The following is a 22,152-nucleotide window of genomic DNA, read 5'->3' as shown; positions in this document are numbered from 1 at the left end:
GAGGCGAGCGAGGGTGGTATTTATACTTTGTACACTTCTGTGTATTAGCGCCGGGTAAAGTATAAACCACAGCCTCCTAAAAAGCCTAAAGCCCGCTCAGAAACTGAGCGGGCTTTTTCGTAGCTCTAAAACCTTAATTTTTCCTATGTGTTTCCCTTGAGAGAGGGTGTGGTTTAGTAGTGAAAGCGTACGAATGCCTCCATGGCCTCATAATCGGCGAGGCCAAGTTTATGATATCTTTCTGCGGTTTCGCGGTTGCGTTCCTCAGCGCGTACCCAGAACTCGCGCGAGTCGTCGCCCGGGAATACCGGCGTGTCTTTCTGTGACTGGTGCTTGAAAATTGCCTGGCGCTTGCGGATAACCTCCTGCGGCGACAGTGGCACAGCCATCTCGATTTCATAGGTCTCGAACTCGTGCCATGCGCCGCGGTACATCCACAGCCAGCAGTCGTTTACCCACGTTTCGCCTTTGTCTCTCAGGCGCTGCAGGGCATCTACAATGATTTTGAAGCAGACAATGTGCGTTCCGTGCGGGTCGGCAAAGTCGCCGGCGGCAAATACCTGGTGCGGCTTCACGCGCTGCAGCAGCTCCATGGTCAGCTCAATGTCTTTGTCAGAAACAGAGTTCTTCTTGTGCTTGCCTGTTTCATAGAAAGGCAGGGCCATGAAGTGGATGTGGTCGTCTTCCAGACCGGCGTAACGGGCACCGGCAATGGCTTCGCTCTTACGGATAAAGCCCTTCACGTTCAGGATGTCCTGCGTGTCTACCTGGTTCGGGTGCTTCTCCTCGATAAAGCCACGCATGTCATCGTAAATCTTCTCCAGCTTGGCCGTGTCGTTGCCGATGCTTCTGTTAAAGTCGATGGCGAACTCCACGTAACGCAGCACGTCATCGTCCCAAACGGCGGTGTTGCCGGAGGTCTGGTACGCCACATGCACGTCGTGGCCCTGGTCTACCAGTCGGATGAAGGTACCACCCATGGAAATCACGTCATCGTCCGGGTGCGGGGAGAAGATGATAGCGCGTTTCTGCGCCGGCTCGGCACGCTCCGGACGCTGCGTATCATCGGCCTTTGGCTTACCACCCGGCCAGCCGGTAATGGTATGCTGCATCTGATTAAAGACGTCGATGTTGATGTTATAGGCAGGACCAAACTCGGTGGCCAGCTGCGCCATGCCGTTGTTGTTGTAATCTTCTTCAGTCAGCTTCAGGATTGGCTTGCCCAGCTTCTCGGAAAGCCAGATAACCGCCTTTTTCTGCATCTGCTTGTCCCAAACGCAGTCTTTTACCAACCAAGGCGTGTTAAAACGGGTCAGGTCAGAGGCAGCAGCCTCATCCAGCACAAACTCCACGCTGTTGGAAAGCTGCAGGTAGGTCGCAGGAACGTCGCTCGACATGTCGCCTTCCACAGCTTTCTTAATGATAGGTGCTTTCTTCTGGCTCCAGGCCATCAGGATGATTTCGCGGGCTTTGAAGATGGTGCCGATACCCATGGTGATGGCCTTGGTGGGCACGTTCTCCTTACCGCCAAAGTCGCGGGCAGCGTCGCGGCGAGTCAGGTCGTCCAGCGTAACCAGGCGTGTACCGGAGTTTGGCGCAGAACCAGGCTCGTTAAAACCGATGTGACCCGTACGGCCGATACCCAGGATCTGGAAGTCCAGTCCGCCCACTTCTTCAATCTTGCGCTCGTAGCTCAGGCAGTAATCGTGTATCTCCTCTTTTGGCAGCGTGCCATCGGGGATGTGCACATTCTCCCTGTCGATATCGATGTGGTTGAACAGGTGCTCGTTCATGAACGTAACGTAGCTCTGAGCGGCGTCAGGCTGCATCGGGTAGTACTCGTCCAGGTTAAAGGTGATCACGTTGCGGAAGCTCAGTCCTTCCTCGCGGTGCAACCTTACCAGCTCGGCATACACACCCACCGGGGTAGCGCCGGTTGCCAGGCCCAGTACGGCGGCCTCGCCAACCTCCTGCTTGCTTCTGATGATGTCGGCAATGCGCTTGGCAACCTTCACAGAGGCAATGTGCTGATCGGGATATACAGTTACCGGAAGCTTCTCAAAACGAGTTTCTTCCAGCAGGTTTAGTCTTGGAGCGGATAGCTGCGGGTTATAGGCAGCTTTCTTTTTAAGTAGATGCATAGTGCGTGTATACTTTTACTTTGTTTTACCTCGGTTTAATTCATTTAGCGGGCCTGTTCCAGCTGTTTCTCCAGTATGTTTTCCAGCACCGTAGCGGTGGCACCCATCATATTTGCCTGTGGCCCTAATGCCGACAGTGCGATATTCGTTGACTCCCGTAGCTGCGCCATGCAATACGTGTTTATCGATTGCTGGATGGGCGTGGTGATCAGCTGACCGGCTTCGGCCATGTTGCCACCAAGTATAACCAGCTCAGGGTTGAACAGCTGTATCAGTATGGCGATGCCTTTGCCCAGGTTAACGCCCGTTTCAGAGAGCAGGTTAATGGCAAACTGATCGCCCTGTTGGGCCGCCTGTATGATTTGTTTTGGTTCCAGTTGCTCCAGTTCCTCGGCAGAGAGCTTGCTCAGCAACGACTTCTGACCGGATTTTATACCTTCGCGGGCGGCACGTACCATGGCGATACCGGAGGCCAGGGTTTCGAGGCAGCCGCGTTTGCCGCAGTGGCAAAGTGTGCCGTCCTCCACGAGCGGGATGTGCCCGAACTCGCCGGCAAAGCCAGCAGCCCCGCCACGCAAATTCCCGTCCATAATCACACCGGTACCCACCCCCCAATCGATGGAGATGACCAACACATCCTGCCTGCCTTTGGCCTGCCCGAAACGGAGCTCTGCCAGGGCGGCGCTTTTTACGTCATTCTGTATAAACACCGGCTTGCCCAGCTTGCGGCTCAACACCTCCTGCAGCGATTCGTCCAGTACGTCGGTGCGGAGGTAGGTCCGGCTATCGCCTTCCTTGCTGGCTACCAGGCCAGGCATACTTACACCAATGCCCACCAGCTTCTCTTTGTCAATGCCGGATGTCTCGATTAAATCCTGCACCCAGCCGCAGAACGTATCCAGGCCAGTTAAGTCCTCGGGCAAGGTATAGCTGTAGGTGCGGATGGGGGTAATCTGGTTATTGTTGTTGTCCATGATCGCCATGCGTGTGCTGAAGCGGTTCATGTCGATGCTGAGGACAAAAAGGGAGTTGTTGCGGAGTCCGTAGAGGTCAGGTTTGCGGCCGCCCACTGATTTGCCAAGCCCTTGCTTCTCCACCAGTCCCTCTGCCATGAGTTCACCTAATAAACCCATGGAGGTAGGAGAGCTGATGTTGAAGCGAGAGCAAATGTCGGCATTTGTGCGGGCTCCCTTAACATATAAGTGTCTGATTATCTTGATTTTTTGAGAGAATTTCTTCTTCTCAACATTATTAAGACTATCCAGATACTCTGTATGCGATGTTAAGGTGCTCATACACATAGCGCGGTAAAACCTATCGTTACAAAAGTATTTAAAGTTTACGAAAGACCAAAACTTTTATAAAGTTTTTTACTAAAGTAAATAAGTAACGGGAAAAATATAAAGTATGTTTTAACATAGTTAGATTTGATACTTTGGCTAAAGCCTCTTACAAAGTATAAAGTGCGCAAGTATGCTTCTGTTTTCAGCTTGTTGTCCATACTTATACTTTTAACACCCTCTGAATCAGCCTGTGTTATACTTTCATACTTTCAAAAACGTGGAAATATGAAGGGTGTTAGCGGGCTGAGGTAATACACTCTGCTATCGCGAAGTATGATTGCTGCTGCAGGCAATAAAAAAGGCTCTCCGTCAGGAGAGCCTTTTTTACCAGGGGAAGTTGGACTTATTTATCCCACCATACTTTGCCGTAGAGGCCATCGGTGCCGCCAAACTGGCGCTGTACAGCCTCGTTAAAGTGAACAGTGTTGTTCTGGGCTTCCAGGTCCGGGTACATTTGTATGCTGGAATAGCAGCCCCACATGGAGATATTAAATTGCCGCGGTAAATTTTTCTTCCATCATCAGCTCTGTCTCCGAAACCCTGCATAGACAATTGATATTAAATAAATGGCTGCCTACTCCTGTGGCTGGATACTAAGTGCTTTAAGGTTAGATCTCTATAGTATCAGCCACAAAGGTCTTAATTATTCTCACTGTAGGGCTTCCATCATTAGGGACAACATCAAATGTGACCCTTACATATACCTTTACCTCCCGACCGTAACCAACGTCAATTTGATCAAAACTTGTAATACGGCCAACCTTTAAAAAGTTGCCATTAAAAGTTTGTATTCTTTGATATATACTTCCATCTACTGATTCATACAAACCATGTTCAATAGGATCGATACTCCAATGATCATCTATCAGAACCTCATGATTAACATTAGTTATGCTTGCAATGTTTAACACCTCAGGATTATAAATAATGTTATATGAGCTGTTATCCAGTTGAAACTTATAGTCGCTTAACAATCTTCCTCCTTCGGGGTTTTCTAAATGGTCAAGTTTAATCCTAACAAGAGGACGGGATGATAAATAAAATACTCCTAAAGGTTTATTATATGCAGGGACAAATCCTGTTGTAAATGTCTGATTATATCCAGGAATTGAGAAGGCTGGAGACGTAATTAAAAAGTCAGAAGTTAACTGACCAGTAAGACTTACATCTGCTTTTATTTTGAGATTTACGTTCTCTTCAGGGGTTGTTGTTGTGTTCTTTTTGAATATCCCACTAATAAAGTTGCTAACAACTCCACTACCTCCACTTTTTACACCGCTGATAATAGCACTTTTCAATGCATCCATGATTTGACTGCCAAAAGTTGGTTTCAGTTTGTCGGCATCACTTGACCCATTAACAGTTATCGTGCTTTTGTTTCTGCTTTTGTCTATGCTGAAGTTAGGTGATAAGGTAAAATCTATACCAGGGGTACTTACTGTTCCTGTCAACGATCCTGTTACAGTTCCATTTAGACTTATGTTTGTAAGTTGTCCAGATCTTATGGGCCAAAAGAAATTAAAAGAAGAGTAACTCTGAGTACTCATATTCTCATCATATGCCAATTCATGTTGTAATACATACCAAGTTGAACGTGCCACCTGCCATTGTTCTATAGAAGAGGCAAATCGCGAATTTGTGTTTACATCAACAAATTCTTGGGCTGAGAAATTCAACATAGGTGAGCTCTGGGCATATGGACCCTCAATTGCCAACTTTTGAATTATGTTTGCTGACGATATATAATTTGCACTACTTGGAACATAATAATACATGCGTATGAGGCCTCTGTATTTGTTATATAGAATAAAATACAAGTTGTCATGCGTATGTTGCGTATTAAAAGTATTGTAAACTAACATCCATCCATCAGACGATTTGTAATCATTAGCTATCTCAGAGGTAAATTGCCTTGATGCGCCTGAAGCCCAAGGCACCAAAATCAAAGGTGTACCAGGAGGAGTAGGCATTAAGTCGATGTTTTCCCAATTCAATGGATAAGTAGCAATTGCATTTGAACTTTTGTTGAGAGAAGTTAAACTCTTTACAGGCTCAACTTGATGGTCTTCTTTACTACAGCTTATTAGAAATAAGAAAAAGAAGACAGGCAAAATCTTGTACAATGTTTTCATTATTTAAATATTTTTAGATGTGGAAAATACTTATAATTCAATTATAAGTATATACATATCAATATCATAGCAATGATTGGTGTTAATTGTAACTATAAATATTTAAATAATTATTTTAATTGTTTAAGTGTATGTCTAAATAAATGCTGACGAGTGTTTTTTTCAGATATCTTTGTTGTAAAGAAGGGTGAATGATGTATTTATGAGTATTTAATAACAGTTGACTAACTGTTTTAAGTGATTTTATAAAAATAATAAAATATTATACGAATAAGATTATGTTGTAACCTTATGAGCAAGTACGCTTTAGATTAGTCAGTACTGTTCAAAAACTTCTTAGATGGTGTTAAATAAATTGTGATTTAGAGAGATGAGTTTAAATAGGGTGTTATTTTTGATTGTTCTAAGTTGAAGCATAATATAAACAAGTGTTGTGTGCTTTCAGTATTATTATGAGCGCCTGGTGCTGGGCGAATTGAAAAGATACTTCTCCCGAGCTGTCCCGTATGTGCACTTGCTGCTGACCTACTACCTGGCAGGCCGCTCAGAAAGAAGCGGTCTCTTCTACATCAACTCCAAGAAGCCGCCGGTGAGGCTCCTGCCGCATCCACTCCCACAAAGTCTTTGAGGAGGTGGCCAGCCAAGGCTGGTTCTTTGGCCTCAAGCTGCACCTGGTGATCAGTAAATACAGATTGCAGGTACGGTTCTTGGTTACACCAGCCTGTGGCTGACAATATCCCGAAGGTGCTCAGCTTCCTGCTCTCCGGCCTAAAGGGCTAGCGCTACGGCGACAAGGGCTAACTTACCTCACTTTTCGAGGAGTTGCTGGGAGAAGTCCTGCACTTGGTCACTAAGGTGCGGCGCAACATGAAAAACTTGCTCCTTACCCTACAAGCTAAGCCTGTTCAAGTGAGGCAGCATCAAGGCGGTCAACTACATTCTTAATGACCGTCTGCGATATCGACCACACCCGACACGGCAACCCGCTTAGATCCCTGGCCCAGATCTTCTCGCGCCTCGCTACCTACACCTTACTGGACCAAACAAGCAGCTTTAAACCAGCCAGAATTCATGATTAATTGCTTAGATCAAGTATAAATGGAAAAGCCCCCGATATCGGGGGCTTTTCCATTTATACTTGATCTAGGGGCTATTTATCCCACCATACTTTGCCGTAGAGGCCATCGGTACCGCCGAACTGCCTTTTTAACGCTTCGTTATAGTTAGCTGTGTTGTTGGCAGCTTCCGTAGCTGTATACATTAATCTGGTTGGAACGGCTTTCCCTTCCGGAGAAACTAAATTGTTAGGGTACCCGGTTCTGCGCCACTCTGCCCATGCTTCGTAGCCATGCATGAACAAGTGGATGTAACGCTGTGTAGCAATTTGCTCTAGTGCAGTGTCAGGCTTATAAGCTACTTCAGCATTTGCAAGGTAATCTGCTGCTTCTGTAGTGCTTCCGGTCCATTGTGCGATAGATTGTTTAATAGCTTCGTTATAGTTGGCTTCTGCTTCTGCATCACCACCTTCAATCCAGCCACGCTTGGCAGCCTCTGCCTTTGCAAACAACGCCTGTGCGTACGTAAGCAGATAAACAGGTGCATCTTGCTTCCAGAGCTGACCTCCCAAGGTAGAGTATTTGATAGGGTCGCCTCCGTTAGGAGAACCAAATCTTAAACCTGCGTATTCCTGTGTGTCGTTTGTATTGGCAAAAACAGGAAGGCGGGGATCAGCATTAGCTTTTAGTGTGTTCACGAGGTTTTCGCTCAGAGACCACCATGTTAAACGATTTTGACGGCCAATTTGTGAGTACCAGAAATTTTCATTGACCTGAACAGGCAGGTGCTTGAAAACAAAATTGTCAGCATTGGAGGTCATGATTCCAGCTGCCAAAGCCTTGTTGAACTCCTCTTTGCCTTTGGCTGGGTTTACTTCTGAAATTCGGAGTGCCATTAGTAGCCTTACAGTGTTCCCAAGCTTTCTCCATTTCTCTACGTCACCCCCATAAACAATATCATTGCTTATAGCACCGGATACAATCTGCTCATTTGCCTCATCCAGAAGTATAAATAAGTTGTTATAGATGGATTCCTGGGTATCGTAGGCTGGTGCAAAGTTCTCATTGCCTTTCAAGGCCTGAGAGTATGGCACGTCGCCCCAGCGATCGGTGATATTCCAGAAATAATAAGCTTTCAGAATTTTAGCCACAGCTTTCTGATTGGCTATCGGACCTTCTTTGCCATCTAGCTCTTCTGAGTTAATAACAGTTTCAAGGTTCATGAGAGGACCGGTGTACCACCCATAAAAGTTAGTAGCCCCTTCTGGGTAAAGAGAAGCCCCAACATATTGTAATTCCGACAGGTACTGGGCCATAAACTGAGCCTGTGTAGAAGAACTTAAGCCGGGCAGGCTGAGCATCGAGTTCGCCAATAGCTGCCCGCCAGATGCCTTACTTGGCTTGTTCGGGTTCACGTTAATGTCCTCGTCTATCTCACAACTTGTGAGAGACAGACAGGCTAATAGAAAAATATATAGTTTCTTCATGAGTTTGTCAATTTAGAATGAAATGTTCAGGTTTACCCCGTACGATCTTACCGTATTCAGACCGCCTGTTTCTAACCAACCGAAGGAAGATGCGCCGGTTGCAAGTTCTGCAGGGTTCAGGCCTTCAGGTGCTTTTTGCCAAATCATCAATGGGTTTCGGGCAATAAATGCAATACCAACTTTCTGGAATGGTAAGCTGCCCAAGGAGGCTTTATCCAGGCTATAACCTAATCTAATCTCTCTTAATCTCACATAAGAAGCATCATATATCCATTCCTCGTAAATTCTGGTACCCAGTGTATTTCTGTAGTAAATTCTGGCATCTACAAATCCAGTAAATTCTTTACCAGAAACGTCTTCGCCGTCAATTTTTACGCCTGGGCCGTAGATACCACTAACTTTTACACCACCACCTTCAGCTAGTGGGTCGCGTACATTTTTGCCATTTTCGTTGATAGCGGCTGTTTCAGGAGCCAGACCAGCCTTCACTGCCAGCATGCGAGACCAGCTGATAAACTGACCACCCAGCTGATAATCAATCATAGCGCCTAGGTCAAATTTGCCAATGCGGAAAGTATTCTGGAGTCCACCGGTGGCATCTGGTAGTACGCTACCAAAATTATGTGTCGCAGTAGTATACAGTGGCATATTGTTGCTGCCGAGCAGTATTTTGCCAGTTTCAGGATCGCGCTGGTAGGCCTGTCCTACGATGCTGCCGAATTGTTCCCCAACATTAGAGTATAGGTACATATACACGCCACTATAATAGTTTGATGCTAACTCACGGGAGTCCAGACCAGGGTAAAGTTTTTTTATAGTGCCTCTGTTTCTTGCAGCGTTAAATGCTACATCCCAGGAGAAGTTTTGGGTCTGAATTGGTGTTCCTGTAAGAGCGATTTCAATGCCTTTGTTTACCATCAAACCTGCATTTACGTAAGCGGAGCTGTAGCCACTTGCTCCGGATACATTCAGCCTGATTACATCATCTTCGTTACGCTGTTCATAGAATGTTACATCAGCTCCTAAACGACGGTTAAAGAACTTTAACTCAGCGCCTACTTCATATGAGGTAGCAAAGGATGGTTTGATGAGTGGGTTGTTGAGTATATCAGGAACATAAGAGGTGTTAACGGTCCCGCCCTCATTACCGTATAAACCGCCTGTTTCGTAGTTAACAGAAGTAGCATATACATCTACATCGTTACCTGCCATGGCATAGCTCGCTCTTAGTTTACCAAAGGATAATGGCTGCCAGTTAAGCAATTCACTAAACACGAACGAAGCAGATACCGATGGATAGTAATAAGGGTCTGGCAGGGTGGAGGAGTGGTCTCTTCTTAAAGAGAAATCAACAAAGTACGTGTCTTTGTACCCAACTGTTGCCATACCGTAAACGCTGTATAATTGCTTTCTCAATAGGTAAGAAGGGTAGTCTTCTCTTCCGCTATTAGGTCTTTCTCTGGATCCTTCAATATTATAGAAACCTGGGCTGGTCAGACCGCCCACAGTACCCTGCGACAGGAAGGTGTAATGTCTTTCGAAGAGATTAGAGCCGACATTTACATTTAGAGAGAAATCATTCCAGTCTTTAGTATACTGTGCCAAGAATTCGTAGTTAGTTTCTCTATTCTGATATTTTGCTACAGAGTAGGCTGCATCTAGGCTTCTACCGCCAGCTGCTACTCTGCTTTCAATATTTTGTGTAAACATATCAGAACGTACGAAGCCACTTACTTTTAAAGCTGGTAATACCTGGTAGGTTAAACCTACGTCGCCAAAGAAGCGATCACGGCTGTCGTTATTCAGGTTCTCGTAAGCCTCAAAGTATGGGTTGTTCCAGTCAGATGGTCGCCAGTTTGTGATCTCACCTTGAGCGTTTGGACTGCCAATGTTCCAGTGGTAGAAAGTACCGTCATCATACTTGTAATTCTTCAGGCGTTTCATGTCCAGGTTGCGCTGAAACCACTGCATAAAGTTTCTGGAACCTTCATAGTACCCTTGTGAAGGACGCTGCGCATCGTTGTTAGCATAGTTGATGTTAGCCGAAGCGGTTATCTTGTCACTCAAATCTAGTGAGGCACTCAAGCCAAGATTATTTCTTTTCAGCCATGTGTTCGGCTCAACACCCTCAATGCGCGTGTTATTGTAGCTTAAACGGAAAGAGGAGTTTTCGTTACCGCCGGAAATACTTACCCCATTGTTCAGGTTGTATCCTGTTTCAAAGAAGTCTTTAATGTTATCCGGCTGAGGTACAAAAGGCTCTAATTGACCATACATTGGGTCCTGAGGATAGAAGCTGTGCATGTGGCGAACCATGGTGCCGTCCATTTTTGGTCCCCAGCTTTCGTCTGTGCCATCAACATACTTTTCGCCATTTGCCAATGTGTTCCAGGTCTGTTTGTTGCCTCCACCTCCCCCATAGATGTTCTGCATCGGCATGAAGTTGCCAACTCTTTCCACAGAGAAAGCAGAGTTCAATTGCACATCAACCTTTTTAGGGCCCTTTTGGCCCTTTTTAGTGGTAATCATAACTACCCCATACTGGCCACGAATACCATACAGGGCAGATGCAGCTGGGCCTTTAAGCACGTTAATAGATTCAACATCTTCCGGGTTGATATCCTGAGCTAAGTTACCATAGTCAGCTCCGCTTCTGCCGGCGAAGTTTGCGTTAGAGATTGGTGTTCCATCTACTACAATCAAAGGTTGTCCACCTCCGGTCACAGAGTTTACACCCCTGATCTGAATTTTCTGAGTGCCCCCCATACTAGAACCGGAAGAGCCAGTCATCTGCACACCAGCCACTTTACCGGAAAGAGAGCCAAGCACGTTCTGCTCTTTGGTAAGGGTAAGGTCATCGCCTTTCACCTCTTGGGTAGCGTAGCCAAGCGAGCGCTCATCTCGTGCAATGCCCAAAGCGGTTACCACCACTTCCTGCAGCTGTTTGTTGTCAGGGTTCAGGCGCACGTTAAATACGCGCTGGTTGCCTACCCTTGCTTCCTGCACCTCGTAGCCCAGAAAACGGAAAAGCAGCACCGACTCCTGGTTGGGCACATTAATTTGGAAGGAACCGTCCGCAGAGGTGGTGACCCCGGTGGTGGTACCCTTTACAATAACACTGACACCGGGCAGTGGAATGCCGCTATCAGCGCCTGTTACCGTGCCGCTTACGTTAACTTGCTGGGCAAGGGCCGTGCCGCACCAGCAAACTAACAGCAACAGTAAAGTTGACAGGTATAATTTTCTCATGAGTGTTTTAGGTTAGTTAAAATTTAGATTAGCCAACTAATTTACTTATATTAACTATATAGCCAAATTTCTATAGATAAATTTGGTAGTTAATAAAGGTGTTGTGACATTAAAAATGGTTTCGTTATTGTTTTAGATGAAAAGATTGGACTGTGGGCAGGAGTAAGTCCCAATGGCTTAGCAAACAGACAGCCTGGCCGCAAACATTTTTGATTATATAGCACTTTTTACTTATTTAAGCGTTTCAACCTGCTTCGAAAGCCTATCCCTATGCGCCTGACAAAACTATCGTATACTTACGGCCTGCTTTGCAGCCTTTTCCTGACGGCGGCCTGCGGCAGCAAGGTACCATCAGCCTCGAAAGAAGCGGCTCGTTTTGGGCCTGCTGAGATAAAGCGGGAGGTGGCTGAGTCGCAGGTGCTGCGGCAGAGTTTTGTGGGCTTTGCCTTGTATGATCCGGAACTGGGGCAGATGGTGGTGGAGCACAATTCCGACAAGTACTTTGTGCCGGCCTCCAACACCAAGCTGTTCACCTTCTATGCCACCCACAAAATGCTGGGCGACTCCATCGCTGCGCTGAAGTATGTGAGCCGTGGCGACTCGCTGATCTTCTGGGGTACCGGCGACCCAACCTTCACACACATGGACCTGAAGAACTCGCTGGCCTACGACTTTCTGAAGAACCGCCCGGAGAAGAAGTTATACTATGTGGAGGCTCCCTACACCAGTACGCCCTTTGCTACCAACTGGGGCTGGGACGACTATAATTATTACTATCAGCCGGAGCGTAACGTGTTTCCCATCCACGGCAACGTGATTAAGTTTTACAAGGAAGAGACGAATCCCACTTTCACGATAACGCCTTCTCACTTTGAAAACAGCGTGGTGGTGGATACCTCCAAAACCCGCTCCCGCACGACCTTTGTAAGGGGCTGGCGCACGAACAACATCACCTACTACACGCGCAACCTCACCAACAACTTCTCAACCGAAGTGCCTTTTATCACGTCTCCGGAGATGGTGGTAACGTTGCTGTCGGACACACTGAAGCGAGAAGTGGAGCTGCTGAAAATGCCCGTGCCTGCTGGCGGCAGCGTGTTCTATGGCATGCCCACTGATACCGTGGTGAAACGCATGCTGCAGGTGAGCGATAACCTGATGGCTGAGCAACTCATGGCGCTCTGCTCGGGCACTATCTCCGATACCCTCTCGGTAGAGCGGGCCATCAAGCACGTAAAAGAAAACTACCTGGCCGACCTGCCGGATGAGCCGGTGTGGATTGACGGATCGGGTCTGTCAAGTATGAATATGTTCACGCCACGCAGCATCATCGCCCTGTTACAAAAGCTCATGCAGGAGCGGCCGCAAGAACAACTGCTTCCCATGCTGGCGGTAGGCGGCAAGCCCGGTACGTTCCGCAACATCTACAAAGCCGAGGTGCCCTTCGTGTTCGGCAAGTCCGGTACCTTGTCGCACGTACATAACCAGAGTGGCTACATCATGACCAAGAGCGGCAAGCTGCTACTTTATAGTTTCATGAACAACAACTACAAAGTACCTACCTCTGCCATCCGCGACGAGATGGTACGCATCATGACGGAGGTACATAACCGCTATTGAGAGATTTAGAGAGTTAAAAATTTAAAAGGAAGTATAACCCGGTAATTCTTCGTAACCTGTAAACTGATCTGACACCTAAAACTTAACCTATACAACCATACTTACACAATCATGAAACTTACCATCCGGTCTTTCGACCTACCCCTTAAGTATACGTTCACGATTTCCTATGATTCGCGCGATGTGCAGCCCACCCTGATTGTGGAACTGGAGCACAACGGGCAAAAAGGCTATGGCGAAGCTACCAGCAATCCCTACTATGGCTTCACGATAGAAAACATGACGGCGGCCCTGGAAAATATCCGTGGGCTGATTGAGGAAACGGAGCTGGATAGCCCCGAGGCTTTCTGGGCAAAAGTACAGCCGCACCTGCAGGACAACCCTTTCGCGCTGTGCGCCCTCGACCTGGCCGCCAACGACCTCTATGGAAAATTACAAGGACAGCCGCTTTATAAAATTTGGGGCCTGAGCACCGAGCATATCCCGCTCACCAACTATACCATCGGCATCGACACCATCGAGAACATGGTAAAAAAGCTGAAGGAAATGCCCTGGCCGCTATACAAGATAAAGCTAGGCACCAAAGAGGATGTGGCCATTATACAAGAGCTGCGCAAGCACACCGATGCCACTTTCCGGGTAGATGCCAACTGCGCATGGGGCGTGGAGGAAACTATCGAGAACTCGAAGCAACTCAAGCCACTGGGGGTGGAGTTTATCGAGCAGCCTATGCGTGCCGATGACCTGGAAGGCATGAAGAAAGTATACGCGCAGTCGGTGCTGCCGCTGATAGCTGATGAAAGTTGCATTACCGAAAGCGATGTAGCCAAGTGCGTGGGCCACTTCCATGGCGTGAACGTGAAGCTGATGAAGTGTGGCGGCCTGACACCTGCCCGCCGCATGCTTAAAGAGGCGCGTGAGCTGGGCCTGAAAACCATGGTGGGCTGCATGACCGAGTCTTCGGTAGGCATTTCGGCCATCGCGCACCTGCTGCCGATGCTGGATTACGTGGATATGGACGGCGCCCTGCTGCTGAGCAAGGACATCGCCCGCGGCGTGACCATCACCGACGGAAAAGTAACTTACAGCAACGTAAACGGAACAGGAGCCGAGCTACTGGCCTAATGGGCGCCCCATTTTATACGGACCTTCTGCCCGGCCGAACCGTTACCTTAGACGGGGAGGAGTTTCTCTATTGCAGCGGCACGTCTTACCTGGGCATGGCCTGTAACGAGGCGTTTCAGAACCTGGTGGTAGAAGGCCTGCGCCGCTATGGCACTAACTACTCTAGCTCGCGGCGCTCTAACCTCAGGCTGGAAGTATACCGGCAGGTGGAGGAGCAGCTGGCACGTATAAGTGGGGCAGAGGCAGCTGTAACCATGTCGTCGGGTTTTCTGATGGGGCAGACGCTGGTGCAGGTGTTGCGCAGGCGGGGCCGATTTTTGTACGCGCCCGGTGCGCACCCGGCCCTGTGGGAAAACGATACCGCCGCTGCCCAGGCAAACGCCCAACTCAGCTTCGAGGACTGGACAAGGCAGGTGGTGGAGGAAGTGCAGCAGTCTAAAGAGGCTTCCTTTGTAATCATCTGCAATGCGCTGGACCCGCTTTGGGCCAGGCCTTATACTTTTGACTGGTTAGGCCAGTTGCCGGCACACAAAAGTATAACCGTGGTGGTGGATGATTCCCACGGCTTTGGTGTAACTGGGCCAGATGGGGTAGGCATTTACCCGGAACTGAGCAAGTATAAAAACGTGGAACTGGTGGTCGGTAGCTCCTTTGGCAAGGCCTTGGGCATCCCGGCGGGTTTTATACTTGGCTCGCGTACATTGGTGGAGGAGGTGAAGAGCAGTCCATACTTTGGGGGAGCGTCACCGGCGATTCCGGCTTACCTGTACGCCTATTTGCAGGCCGGCGAAATTATAGCGGAAGCCAGGCAGCGCTTGCAGCAGAACATTCATACTTTTACAGGATTGGTGGAGCAGCCTGAGGCGCGGTTCAGCTTCATCCCGGATTATCCGGTGTTCAGCACCAGTATGGAAAGTATGGCCGAGCACCTGCACCGCCACCGCATCCTGATTTCCAACTTCCGCTACCCGACGGCCGAGAGTCCGCCCATTATCCGGGTTATCCTTAACAGCCTGCACACTGCTGCGGATTTGCAGCGACTGGCTGAAGCAGTAAACCAATTTAACCCGGATAATGTCTTTAAATAAGAAGTAATTGTAACGCAGATACTTAAATAAAATCTGAATCCTAGTCACCTTAGCTGTAGCCCTTAAGGCGACAGAGAACTTAAACATCATGATGAAGAAGCATTATTTTATACTTGCCCTTGGGTTGCTGGCGGCCGCCTGCACGCCAGGGAAAGAGACCGCTACCTCGGCCAATGGCGCCATGGAGGCGCACATTGAGGCGGTGCGACAGGAGTATGCCCCTGATAAGCGCGTGGCCTTGTTTAAAATAGAACAACGCGGCAACGTGCTGGCCGGCGAAACCAACATGCCCGAAGCCAAGCAGGAACTGCTGGGTAAATTAAAAGCCGAAAACATCGCTTTTGTAGACAGCATCCAGGTGCTGCCCGACGCAGAACTGGAGGGCAAGACGTATGGCGTTATCACCATTTCTGTAGCGAATCTTCGCTCAGAGCCCAAGCACCCGGCCGAACTGGCGACGCAGGCTACCATGGGTACGCCGGTGAACGTGCTGAAGAAACAGCGTGGCTGGTACCTGGTGCAGACCCCGGACAAATACCTCTCGTGGGTGGATGCTGCGGGCGTGAGCCTGATGGACAAGGCCAGCTTTGAGAACTGGCAGAAGAGCCCGAAACTGCTTTACACCAAGCCTTACGGCTTTGCCTACGCCACTGCCAGTGCTACTGCCGGCACCGTATCGGATATGGTGTATGGGGATGTGGTGGCCCTGAACGAGAAGCAAGGAAATTTTTATGCCGTTACCTTCCCCGATGGAAGAAAAGGCTTTATCCCTGCCGCTGAGTCTGCCAGGTATGACGAGTGGGTAGCCAGCCGCAAGCCGACAGGGGAGAACCTGGTGAACACGAGCAAGCAGCTCATGGGCCTGCCTTATCTGTGGGGTGGTACTTCCTTTAAAGGCGTGGATTGCAGCGGCTTTACCAAAACGGTATACTTCATGAACGGCCTCGTGCTGCCGCGCGACGCCTCGCAGCAGGTGCATGTGGGCGAGCTGGTAGATACCTCTAACGGTTGGGATAAGCTGCAGCCCGGCGACCTGCTTTTCTTCGGCTCACCAGCCAAGGACGGCAAGCCGGAGCGCGTGGTACACGTGGGCATGTGGATTGGCGGCAACCAGGAGTTCATTCACTCTGCAGGTCGTGTGCGCATCAGCAGCATGAACCCACAGGCCGAGAACTTCGACGAGCCGGAGCTGAAGCGTTTCCTGCGCGCCAAGCGCATCACCCCGGAAGATGTAGTGGTAGATTTGCGCAAAACCGCTCTTTACCAGTAGAAGGCACAGCATCACTTTCTTATACTTCAAAGAGGCGCATCACGTATGCGCCTCTTTTATTTTCAGGCTATAGTAAGTATAAACTTAGCAGTTTATCGCGTCAGTTCCTGCAGGTGATACGCCAACGCAGATTTGGGGCTAAACTCCGGAAACCCCTTTAACTCCTGCAGCAGTTCGTGCAGGAAAGTATGGTTTTGGGCGATGTTGGAGAAGCAGGCCACCAGGGTATCGTGCTCCGGCTGCCGCAGCACCAAATTGGTAAAACCCGACGTGTCGCCGCTGTGGCAGTATTCATACTTGCCGTTCCCAATGTCCGATACAAACCAGCCCATACTATACTTCCAACCCTTCGAATCGTCGATACTTGAGTATTTGGTTTTCGGTTGATTAGTTATGTTAAATAATGGGTGGTTCTTCAATGCCTGCCACCACCTGAAGTAATCCAAAGCTGAAGTATAAAGGCAGCCGTCCCCGCGCGTGGCGGTGCCGATGTTCTGGTCTGCAATTATAAAGCCGCCATTGCTAGCCTGTCGGTAGCCCATGGCCCGGTCCGGAATTGAGGCATCTACCCCGTAAAGTATAGAATGCTGCATCCCGAGAGGGTTAAAAATATACTCCTGCAGCACATCGGCATAGCTTATCCCTGAAACGCGCTCTGCCAGCAGCCCCAGCAAGACGTAAGCAGTGTTGCTGTAACGGTATTGGGTGCCAGGGGAAAAGAGTAGCGCCTTTTGCTGTGCGGTTATCTGCAGCACGTCCTCGTCGGTTAGCTGCGTTTGCTGGTTTTCAGGAATGTGCTCTTCAAAATCAGGAAGGCCGGAGGTGTGGTTAAGCAGGTGCAGCAGCTGTACCTCGCGCCAGTGTATTAGCTCCGGAAAGTATAAAGCGAGCCTTTCTGTGAGTTGCAGCAGCCCTTGCTGCGCCAGCAGGTGCACGCACATGGCCGTGAACTGCTTCGACACCGAAGCCAGCCGGAAGGTAGTATCGGGGGTGATGGCTGCGCCCGTTTGGAGGTTGGCAAGGCCCCGGCTGCCCGAGTATACCACCTCTTTTCCTTTGGCCACAAGCAATACTGCACCGGGAGTGTTGGCAGTATAGTGGCGGTCCAGCAGGGCGTCGAGGGTATTTGGTAACATGGCGGGCATCTGTTTTCGGGGCGATACATCTGTTCTGCTCTAAATTTAGGAAATCACCACGTAAAACTTGCTTTAGGCTATACTTACCCTTGCGGAAAGCAGCAAAGTATAGGAAAAATGGTATTAAATCGGCGCTAAGTGTTGGCATTGGGCGGTAGTAATTCTAACTTTAAAGCTTCGGGCCTTATGTTACGACGTAGCACGAGGATTTCCGAACAAGCATCACCCTTAACAACTTAACACTACTACCAACCTCATGACCGAAACTAACGCACCGCTGATCACCAACGATGCCGTAGTGCTGGGCCTGCTGCTCTTTATCCTGGCCTTTGTATTCCACACCTCTACCAGCACCAACCGCTTCTGGATGAAGTTTTACCGGGTGGTACCTTCGCTGCTGCTCTGCTACTTTATCCCGGCCTTATTTAACACCTTCAACATCATTTCCGGGGATTCCTCGCAGTTATACCACGTGGCCTCACGCTATTTTCTGCCCGCCTCGCTTATCCTGCTTACTCTCAGCATCGATTTTAAGTCGTTGCGGATGCTGGGCAGCAAGGCCGTAATCATGTTCTTTGCCGGAACGCTGGGCGTGATGTTCGGCGGTCCGCTGGCCCTGTTCCTGGTGGGCTCGGTGTTCCCGGACATCCTCTATACCAGCGGCGACGAAGTATGGAAAGGCCTGTCCACCATCTCCGGAAGCTGGATTGGCGGTGGCGCTAACCAGGCGGCCATGCTGGAGGTGTTTGGGGCCAGCAAGGATGCTTTCGGGCAGATGATTGCCGTGGACGTGCTGGTGGCTAACGTGTGGATGGGGGTGCTGCTGTACTTCTCGCAGAAACCTGAGAAAATCGACAGGATTCTGGGAGCCGACAGTCGTCCGATAAAAGAACTCGAAGCGCGCCTGGAGGGCTTGCAGAAGGGTAAAAGTATACTTCCAACCACTTCTACCACCATCGTACTGCTGGGAGTAGCCTTCGGCTTTACGGGCATTTCGCACTTCCTGGCCGACATCATCGCGCCATATTTTGCAGAGAATTACCCGGAGCTGGCCACATACTCCATCACCAGCGGCTTCTTCTGGCTTGTAATCATTGCCACGACCGCCGGACTTATACTTTCCTTCACCAAAGCCCGTAACCTGGAGAGCTACGGAGCCTCGCGTTTCGGCTCGGTGTTTTTATACTTCCTGGTGGCTACCATCGGTATGAGCATGGACCTTGGGGCTGTTCTGGATAACCCGAAATTGTTTTTAGTGGGGGCCTTCTGGATTTCCTTCCATGTGCTGATTATGCTGGTGGTGGCGCGCATCATCAAGGCGCCGTTCTTTTACGTGGCTGTGGGCAGCCAGGCCAATATCGGTGGGGCAGCCTCTGCGCCCATCGTGGCGGCGGCATTTAACCGTTACCTGGCCCCGGTGGGCGTTTTGCTGGCGGTGCTGGGTTATGCGGTAGGCACTTACGGGGGCTACCTCTGCGGGTTGATGCTACAGTACGTCTGGAATATACTGGCGTAGGGAGTTTAGGAGTTTGAGAGTTAAAGAGTTTGGGAGTTAGAGCGTCTTCCTCTCAAAGTATAAAGCTTAACCTGGCTCAAGTATAAAGTATAAAAATCGGCCCCGGTAGGAGAGTGGTTCTCCTGCCGGGGCCGGTTTGTTTATGATTTCTCTGTAGGTTGGGCTTAAGCCTAACTTATCTTAGAGATACTTCTGGTACAGGTTGTAAAGTACGGCTTTATCGCGGTCGGTGAGCTCCATGTTTACCTCATCCTGAATAAAGTGCAGCTTAAAGGCCCGGATAGCGGCCGGCAAATCGCGCGTATCATAGCCGATGATGCGGAGCGCCTCCTTCGGGTTAAAATGCGGTGGAATGGTCAGTACCGAATCGAGCGGTTGCAGGATGAGCGCTGCCTGGGTGCCGGTGCTGTCAAGGACGATGATTGGGGCAGCTGGCTGTAGGTACTCTTTCACCACGTCCTCATCATACCACAGGCCAAAGCCATGCTCGGCCAGTTTCTTCCACGGGAAAGTCTGGTTGGGGTCTACCTTGCGCACCGGGGCAATGTCGGAGTGGCCGATAAAGTTCTCAGACGGAATCTTGTGTTTCTCCTTCAGCATGGCCAGCACCTCCAGCAGGCTGTTTATCTGCTCATCCGAAAAAGGCTCAGTGCCGTTGTTGTCCAGCTCAATGCCGATAGAGGAGGAGTTCAGGTCGGTGTTGTTGCCCCAGCGGCTGTTGCCCCCATGCCAGGCGCGCAGGTTATCGTGCAGCATGTGGAAGACCTTGCCGTTGCGGCCAATCACGTAATGGGCACTCACGCTGGTTCTGGGCAGGGTGAAGGTCCGCAGGGTGTGGTCCGTGGAGTTCTGCGCCGTATGGTGGATCACCACATAATTGGCCTTGCGCATGTTAAAGTTGGTCGTGCCCACCCAGTAATCCCCCAACTGCAGTGGAGAATCTTTTGGGTTGATAGCCGGTACTGTGCGCAGTTCCTTGGCGTAAGCCTTTAGTTGCTTTTTGTGTGAACGGTTGGTGCTGGCGTAAGGGTTGGGCGTGCAGCTAAAGAGGCCGGCGCCCGCCAGCAGCAGGGATAAAAGGGCAGTAGAAGTATACTTCATGCAGGTTAAGAAAGTATAGGTTGTTCAAAGTATAAACTTGAGCGAATTTACCATCATATGCAAGTTTAGACACTGAACAATTCGGGTACCCAAGTATAAAGTTTAGGGGAAAATGCGGCTGGATTTGATTTTGTCGCTTTGCTGGCTTTACCTTTGCAGCATCTTTATGCAAGATTTATAAAGAAGAGGGGAGAGAGCAGGCTCTGAGAACCTCTAGCAACCACGGCCTCGCCGTAAAGGTGCTAACACCTGCCCAGTTTGGGACCTATAAATTTATCTACATGCACTTACTACATCAGCTTCTCGCTACCATTTTCCGTGCCTATACTGCCGTAACTGCGCCTAAACAGGTGCTGTGCTGCTGCTGCTGTTGATTCGGCCATAGCGCCGACACATTGCTGGTTCAGGCATCCTTATTCAATTTATACTTTCTTTTAACCTTTCCGGAGCAACTGCCGCGTGCGCATCTAACGCTATAGGTAGCCATGCCTGTTTGTAGCTCCACATTACATATGCAACATATTCAGAAAACCGGCGGCTGGGCGCTCATACCTTTCCTGGTGTTTGTACTGACGTTTTTAGGTGCTGGTATCCTTCTAAATGACTTTTATGCGCTGCCGGCACCGGTGGCCGTAACACTAGGTATTATCTCCGCCTTTTTTATACTAAGGGGTTCTTCAGAGGCCAAGGTGGCCGCCCTGATACGTGGTTGTGGTGATTCTAAAATCGTTACCATGTGCCTTATTTACTTACTGGCTGGTGCTTTTGCCTCGGTAACAAAGGCGGTGGGAGGCGTGGATGCCACGGTAAATCTGGGCCTGAGTGTGCTGCCGGTACAGTACCTGGCGCTGGGTGTGTTTCTGCTGGCGGCCTTTTTGTCCACAGCTACGGGCACCTCCGTGGGAGCAATCGTGGCCCTGGGGCCAATCGTGGTGGGGCTGGCGGAGCAGAGCCATACTTCCATGCCTTTGCTGCTGGGGGTGCTGTTGGGCGGTGCTATGTTTGGCGACAACCTCTCCTTTATCTCCGATACAACCATTGCTGCCACGCAAACGCAGGAGTGCAGCATGCGCGATAAGTTCAGGGTTAATATCCTGATTGCCGGTCCTGCTGCCCTGGTAACCATACTCCTGTTGCTACTAACAGGCTGGTATACGACAGGTGCAGCGGAGGCGCAGCTCCCGGAGCTACAGGCGGCAAACTTCTGGCAAATTGCTCCTTACCTGCTGGTTATCGGACTTGCCGTTTCCGGCATAAATGTGTTTGTCGTGCTTGTTTTAGGAACCATCGCTTCCGGCGCCGTAGGGCTTTGGCAGGGGCAACTGGAGGTGCTGGCCTTCGGCAAGAGCGTGTACGAAGGTTTTACAGGCATGACAGAGATTTTCCTGCTCTCGATGCTGACAGGTGGGCTGGCACAGATGGTAAGCGAGGCAGGGGGGATTACGTTTCTGCTGCAAAAGGTGAGCAAAGCGGCAAATGGCATGCGCTCTGCGCAAGTGGGGATTCTCTCGCTGGTAGGCGGCACCAACTCCGCTATTGCCAACAACACCGTTTCCATCGTGGTAACCGGGCCGGTGGTGAAAGAAATCAGCCGGAAGTATAGCATCGACAAGCGCAAAACCGCTGCCCTGCTGGATATTGCCTCCTGCGTGGTGCAGGGCCTGCTGCCTTACGGGGCGCAGATCCTGCTGCTGGTTAGCTTTACAAACGGGCAGCTGAACTTCCTGGATCTCTGGGCGAATGCCTGGTACCTGTACCTGTTGCTGCTGTTCAGCCTGCTGGCTATTTACACGCCTTTTGTAGATAAGTATCTAGATAAGCAACCAGCAGCAGAACAAGCGGTGGCGGTGTGAGTGTAATAGCTGAATTATTGAAGGGAAGTCGTCCCC

At 49.7% G+C, this 22,152-nt stretch carries 15 protein-coding genes and 1 riboswitch; of the genes, 8 read left to right on the top strand and 7 right to left on the bottom strand.

The features are described 5' to 3' along the window. Window positions 1–173: 173 nt before the first annotated feature. From nagB to C8N40_RS13170, 3 genes are all read right to left on the bottom strand, one after another. Window positions 174–2,141, bottom strand: coding sequence for a glucosamine-6-phosphate deaminase (nagB, locus tag C8N40_RS13180; RefSeq protein WP_108212237.1), 1,968 nt, complete (start codon window positions 2,139–2,141; stop codon window positions 174–176). 44 nt (window positions 2,142–2,185) lie between these two features. Then, on the bottom strand, window positions 2,186–3,253 hold the full coding sequence (locus tag C8N40_RS13175) for an ROK family protein (protein WP_245905113.1): 1,068 nt from the start codon (window positions 3,251–3,253) through the stop codon (window positions 2,186–2,188). A gap of 839 nt (window positions 3,254–4,092) precedes the next feature. After that, window positions 4,093–5,616 (bottom strand): hypothetical protein, encoded by a 1,524-nt coding sequence (locus C8N40_RS13170; protein ID WP_108212235.1) that lies wholly within the window; start codon window positions 5,614–5,616, stop codon window positions 4,093–4,095. Between the two features lie 632 nt (window positions 5,617–6,248). Between C8N40_RS13170 and C8N40_RS23445 the strand changes: the two genes are divergently transcribed. Beyond that, window positions 6,249–6,347 (top strand): hypothetical protein, encoded by a 99-nt coding sequence (locus tag C8N40_RS23445; protein ID WP_170114104.1) that lies wholly within the window; start codon window positions 6,249–6,251, stop codon window positions 6,345–6,347. 213 nt (window positions 6,348–6,560) lie between these two features. Then, window positions 6,561–6,695: a hypothetical protein gene (locus tag C8N40_RS23320; protein WP_281259524.1), complete on the top strand. Its 135-nt coding sequence runs from the start codon at window positions 6,561–6,563 to the stop codon at window positions 6,693–6,695. A 71-nt stretch (window positions 6,696–6,766) separates the two neighbouring features. On the opposite strand, the gene C8N40_RS13155 is transcribed toward C8N40_RS23320, so the two are convergent. Together C8N40_RS13155 and C8N40_RS13150 are read right to left on the bottom strand one after the other, a co-directional pair. Further along, a complete protein-coding gene (locus C8N40_RS13155) occupies window positions 6,767–8,158 on the bottom strand; it encodes a SusD/RagB family nutrient-binding outer membrane lipoprotein (RefSeq protein ID WP_108212232.1) in 1,392 nt (463 codons plus the stop codon). A gap of 12 nt (window positions 8,159–8,170) precedes the next feature. Next, window positions 8,171–11,407 (bottom strand): SusC/RagA family TonB-linked outer membrane protein, encoded by a 3,237-nt coding sequence (locus C8N40_RS13150; protein WP_108212231.1) that lies wholly within the window; start codon window positions 11,405–11,407, stop codon window positions 8,171–8,173. Window positions 11,408–11,677: 270 nt separating this feature from the next. Between C8N40_RS13150 and C8N40_RS13145 the strand changes: the two genes are divergently transcribed. From C8N40_RS13145 to C8N40_RS13130, 4 genes are all read left to right on the top strand, one after another. Next, window positions 11,678–13,027 carry a D-alanyl-D-alanine carboxypeptidase gene (locus C8N40_RS13145; protein WP_108212230.1) on the top strand — a complete coding sequence of 450 codons (1,350 nt, stop codon included), beginning with the start codon at window positions 11,678–11,680 and terminating at the stop codon, window positions 13,025–13,027. A gap of 111 nt (window positions 13,028–13,138) precedes the next feature. Continuing rightward, entirely contained in the window at window positions 13,139–14,152 is a 1,014-nt protein-coding gene (locus C8N40_RS13140) for a dipeptide epimerase (RefSeq protein WP_108212229.1), read from the top strand. Continuing rightward, a complete protein-coding gene (locus C8N40_RS13135) occupies window positions 14,152–15,240 on the top strand; it encodes an aminotransferase class I/II-fold pyridoxal phosphate-dependent enzyme (RefSeq protein ID WP_108212228.1) in 1,089 nt (362 codons plus the stop codon). The genes C8N40_RS13140 and C8N40_RS13135 overlap by 1 nt, the downstream gene beginning before the upstream one ends. A gap of 88 nt (window positions 15,241–15,328) precedes the next feature. Beyond that, the gene (locus tag C8N40_RS13130) at window positions 15,329–16,510 is read left to right on the top strand and encodes a C40 family peptidase (RefSeq protein ID WP_108212227.1); all 1,182 of its coding nucleotides are present in this window, start codon (window positions 15,329–15,331) and stop codon (window positions 16,508–16,510) included. 92 nt (window positions 16,511–16,602) lie between these two features. Here C8N40_RS13130 and C8N40_RS13125 read toward each other — a convergent pair whose 3' ends face one another. Further along, window positions 16,603–17,646: a serine hydrolase domain-containing protein gene (locus C8N40_RS13125; RefSeq protein WP_170114103.1), complete on the bottom strand. Its 1,044-nt coding sequence runs from the start codon at window positions 17,644–17,646 to the stop codon at window positions 16,603–16,605. A 256-nt stretch (window positions 17,647–17,902) separates the two neighbouring features. Here C8N40_RS13125 and C8N40_RS13120 point away from each other — a divergent pair, with 256 nt between their 5' ends. Continuing rightward, window positions 17,903–19,162 (top strand): DUF819 family protein, encoded by a 1,260-nt coding sequence (locus tag C8N40_RS13120; protein WP_108212225.1) that lies wholly within the window; start codon window positions 17,903–17,905, stop codon window positions 19,160–19,162. A 180-nt stretch (window positions 19,163–19,342) separates the two neighbouring features. Here the strand turns inward: C8N40_RS13120 and C8N40_RS13115 are convergent, their stop codons facing one another. Next, window positions 19,343–20,263 carry an N-acetylmuramoyl-L-alanine amidase gene (locus tag C8N40_RS13115; protein WP_108212224.1) on the bottom strand — a complete coding sequence of 307 codons (921 nt, stop codon included), beginning with the start codon at window positions 20,261–20,263 and terminating at the stop codon, window positions 19,343–19,345. A gap of 172 nt (window positions 20,264–20,435) precedes the next feature. Continuing rightward, a riboswitch (SAM riboswitch) is annotated at window positions 20,436–20,537 on the top strand. Between the two features lie 238 nt (window positions 20,538–20,775). Here C8N40_RS13115 and C8N40_RS13110 point away from each other — a divergent pair. After that, window positions 20,776–22,116 (top strand): Na+/H+ antiporter NhaC family protein, encoded by a 1,341-nt coding sequence (locus tag C8N40_RS13110; protein ID WP_108212223.1) that lies wholly within the window; start codon window positions 20,776–20,778, stop codon window positions 22,114–22,116. Window positions 22,117–22,152 lie beyond the last annotated feature (36 nt).

This window comes from Pontibacter mucosus (assembly GCF_003054055.1).
GTDB lineage: Bacteria > Bacteroidota > Bacteroidia > Cytophagales > Hymenobacteraceae > Pontibacter > Pontibacter mucosus.
This window is presented reverse-complemented; position numbering and strand designations above follow the sequence as displayed.

Excerpts from the sequence above, each read along its gene's own strand:
- C8N40_RS13150 (WP_108212231.1), bottom strand. The coding sequence starts at position 11,407 with ATGAGAAAATTATACCTGTCAACTTTACTGTTGCTGTTAGTTTGCTGG.
- C8N40_RS13110 (WP_108212223.1), top strand. The coding sequence starts at position 20,776 with ATGCAACATATTCAGAAAACCGGCGGCTGGGCGCTCATACCTTTCCTG.
- C8N40_RS13130 (WP_108212227.1), top strand. The coding sequence starts at position 15,329 with ATGATGAAGAAGCATTATTTTATACTTGCCCTTGGGTTGCTGGCGGCC.
- nagB (WP_108212237.1), bottom strand. The coding sequence starts at position 2,141 with ATGCATCTACTTAAAAAGAAAGCTGCCTATAACCCGCAGCTATCCGCT.
- C8N40_RS13175 (WP_245905113.1), bottom strand. The coding sequence starts at position 3,253 with ATGGCAGAGGGACTGGTGGAGAAGCAAGGGCTTGGCAAATCAGTGGGC.
- C8N40_RS23320 (WP_281259524.1), top strand. The coding sequence starts at position 6,561 with ATGACCGTCTGCGATATCGACCACACCCGACACGGCAACCCGCTTAGA.
- C8N40_RS13115 (WP_108212224.1), bottom strand. The coding sequence starts at position 20,263 with ATGAAGTATACTTCTACTGCCCTTTTATCCCTGCTGCTGGCGGGCGCC.
- C8N40_RS13135 (WP_108212228.1), top strand. The coding sequence starts at position 14,152 with ATGGGCGCCCCATTTTATACGGACCTTCTGCCCGGCCGAACCGTTACC.
- C8N40_RS13155 (WP_108212232.1), bottom strand. The coding sequence starts at position 8,158 with ATGAAGAAACTATATATTTTTCTATTAGCCTGTCTGTCTCTCACAAGT.
- C8N40_RS13125 (WP_170114103.1), bottom strand. The coding sequence starts at position 17,646 with ATGTTACCAAATACCCTCGACGCCCTGCTGGACCGCCACTATACTGCC.
- C8N40_RS13120 (WP_108212225.1), top strand. The coding sequence starts at position 17,903 with ATGACCGAAACTAACGCACCGCTGATCACCAACGATGCCGTAGTGCTG.
- C8N40_RS13145 (WP_108212230.1), top strand. The coding sequence starts at position 11,678 with ATGCGCCTGACAAAACTATCGTATACTTACGGCCTGCTTTGCAGCCTT.
- C8N40_RS13170 (WP_108212235.1), bottom strand. The coding sequence starts at position 5,616 with ATGAAAACATTGTACAAGATTTTGCCTGTCTTCTTTTTCTTATTTCTA.
- C8N40_RS13140 (WP_108212229.1), top strand. The coding sequence starts at position 13,139 with ATGAAACTTACCATCCGGTCTTTCGACCTACCCCTTAAGTATACGTTC.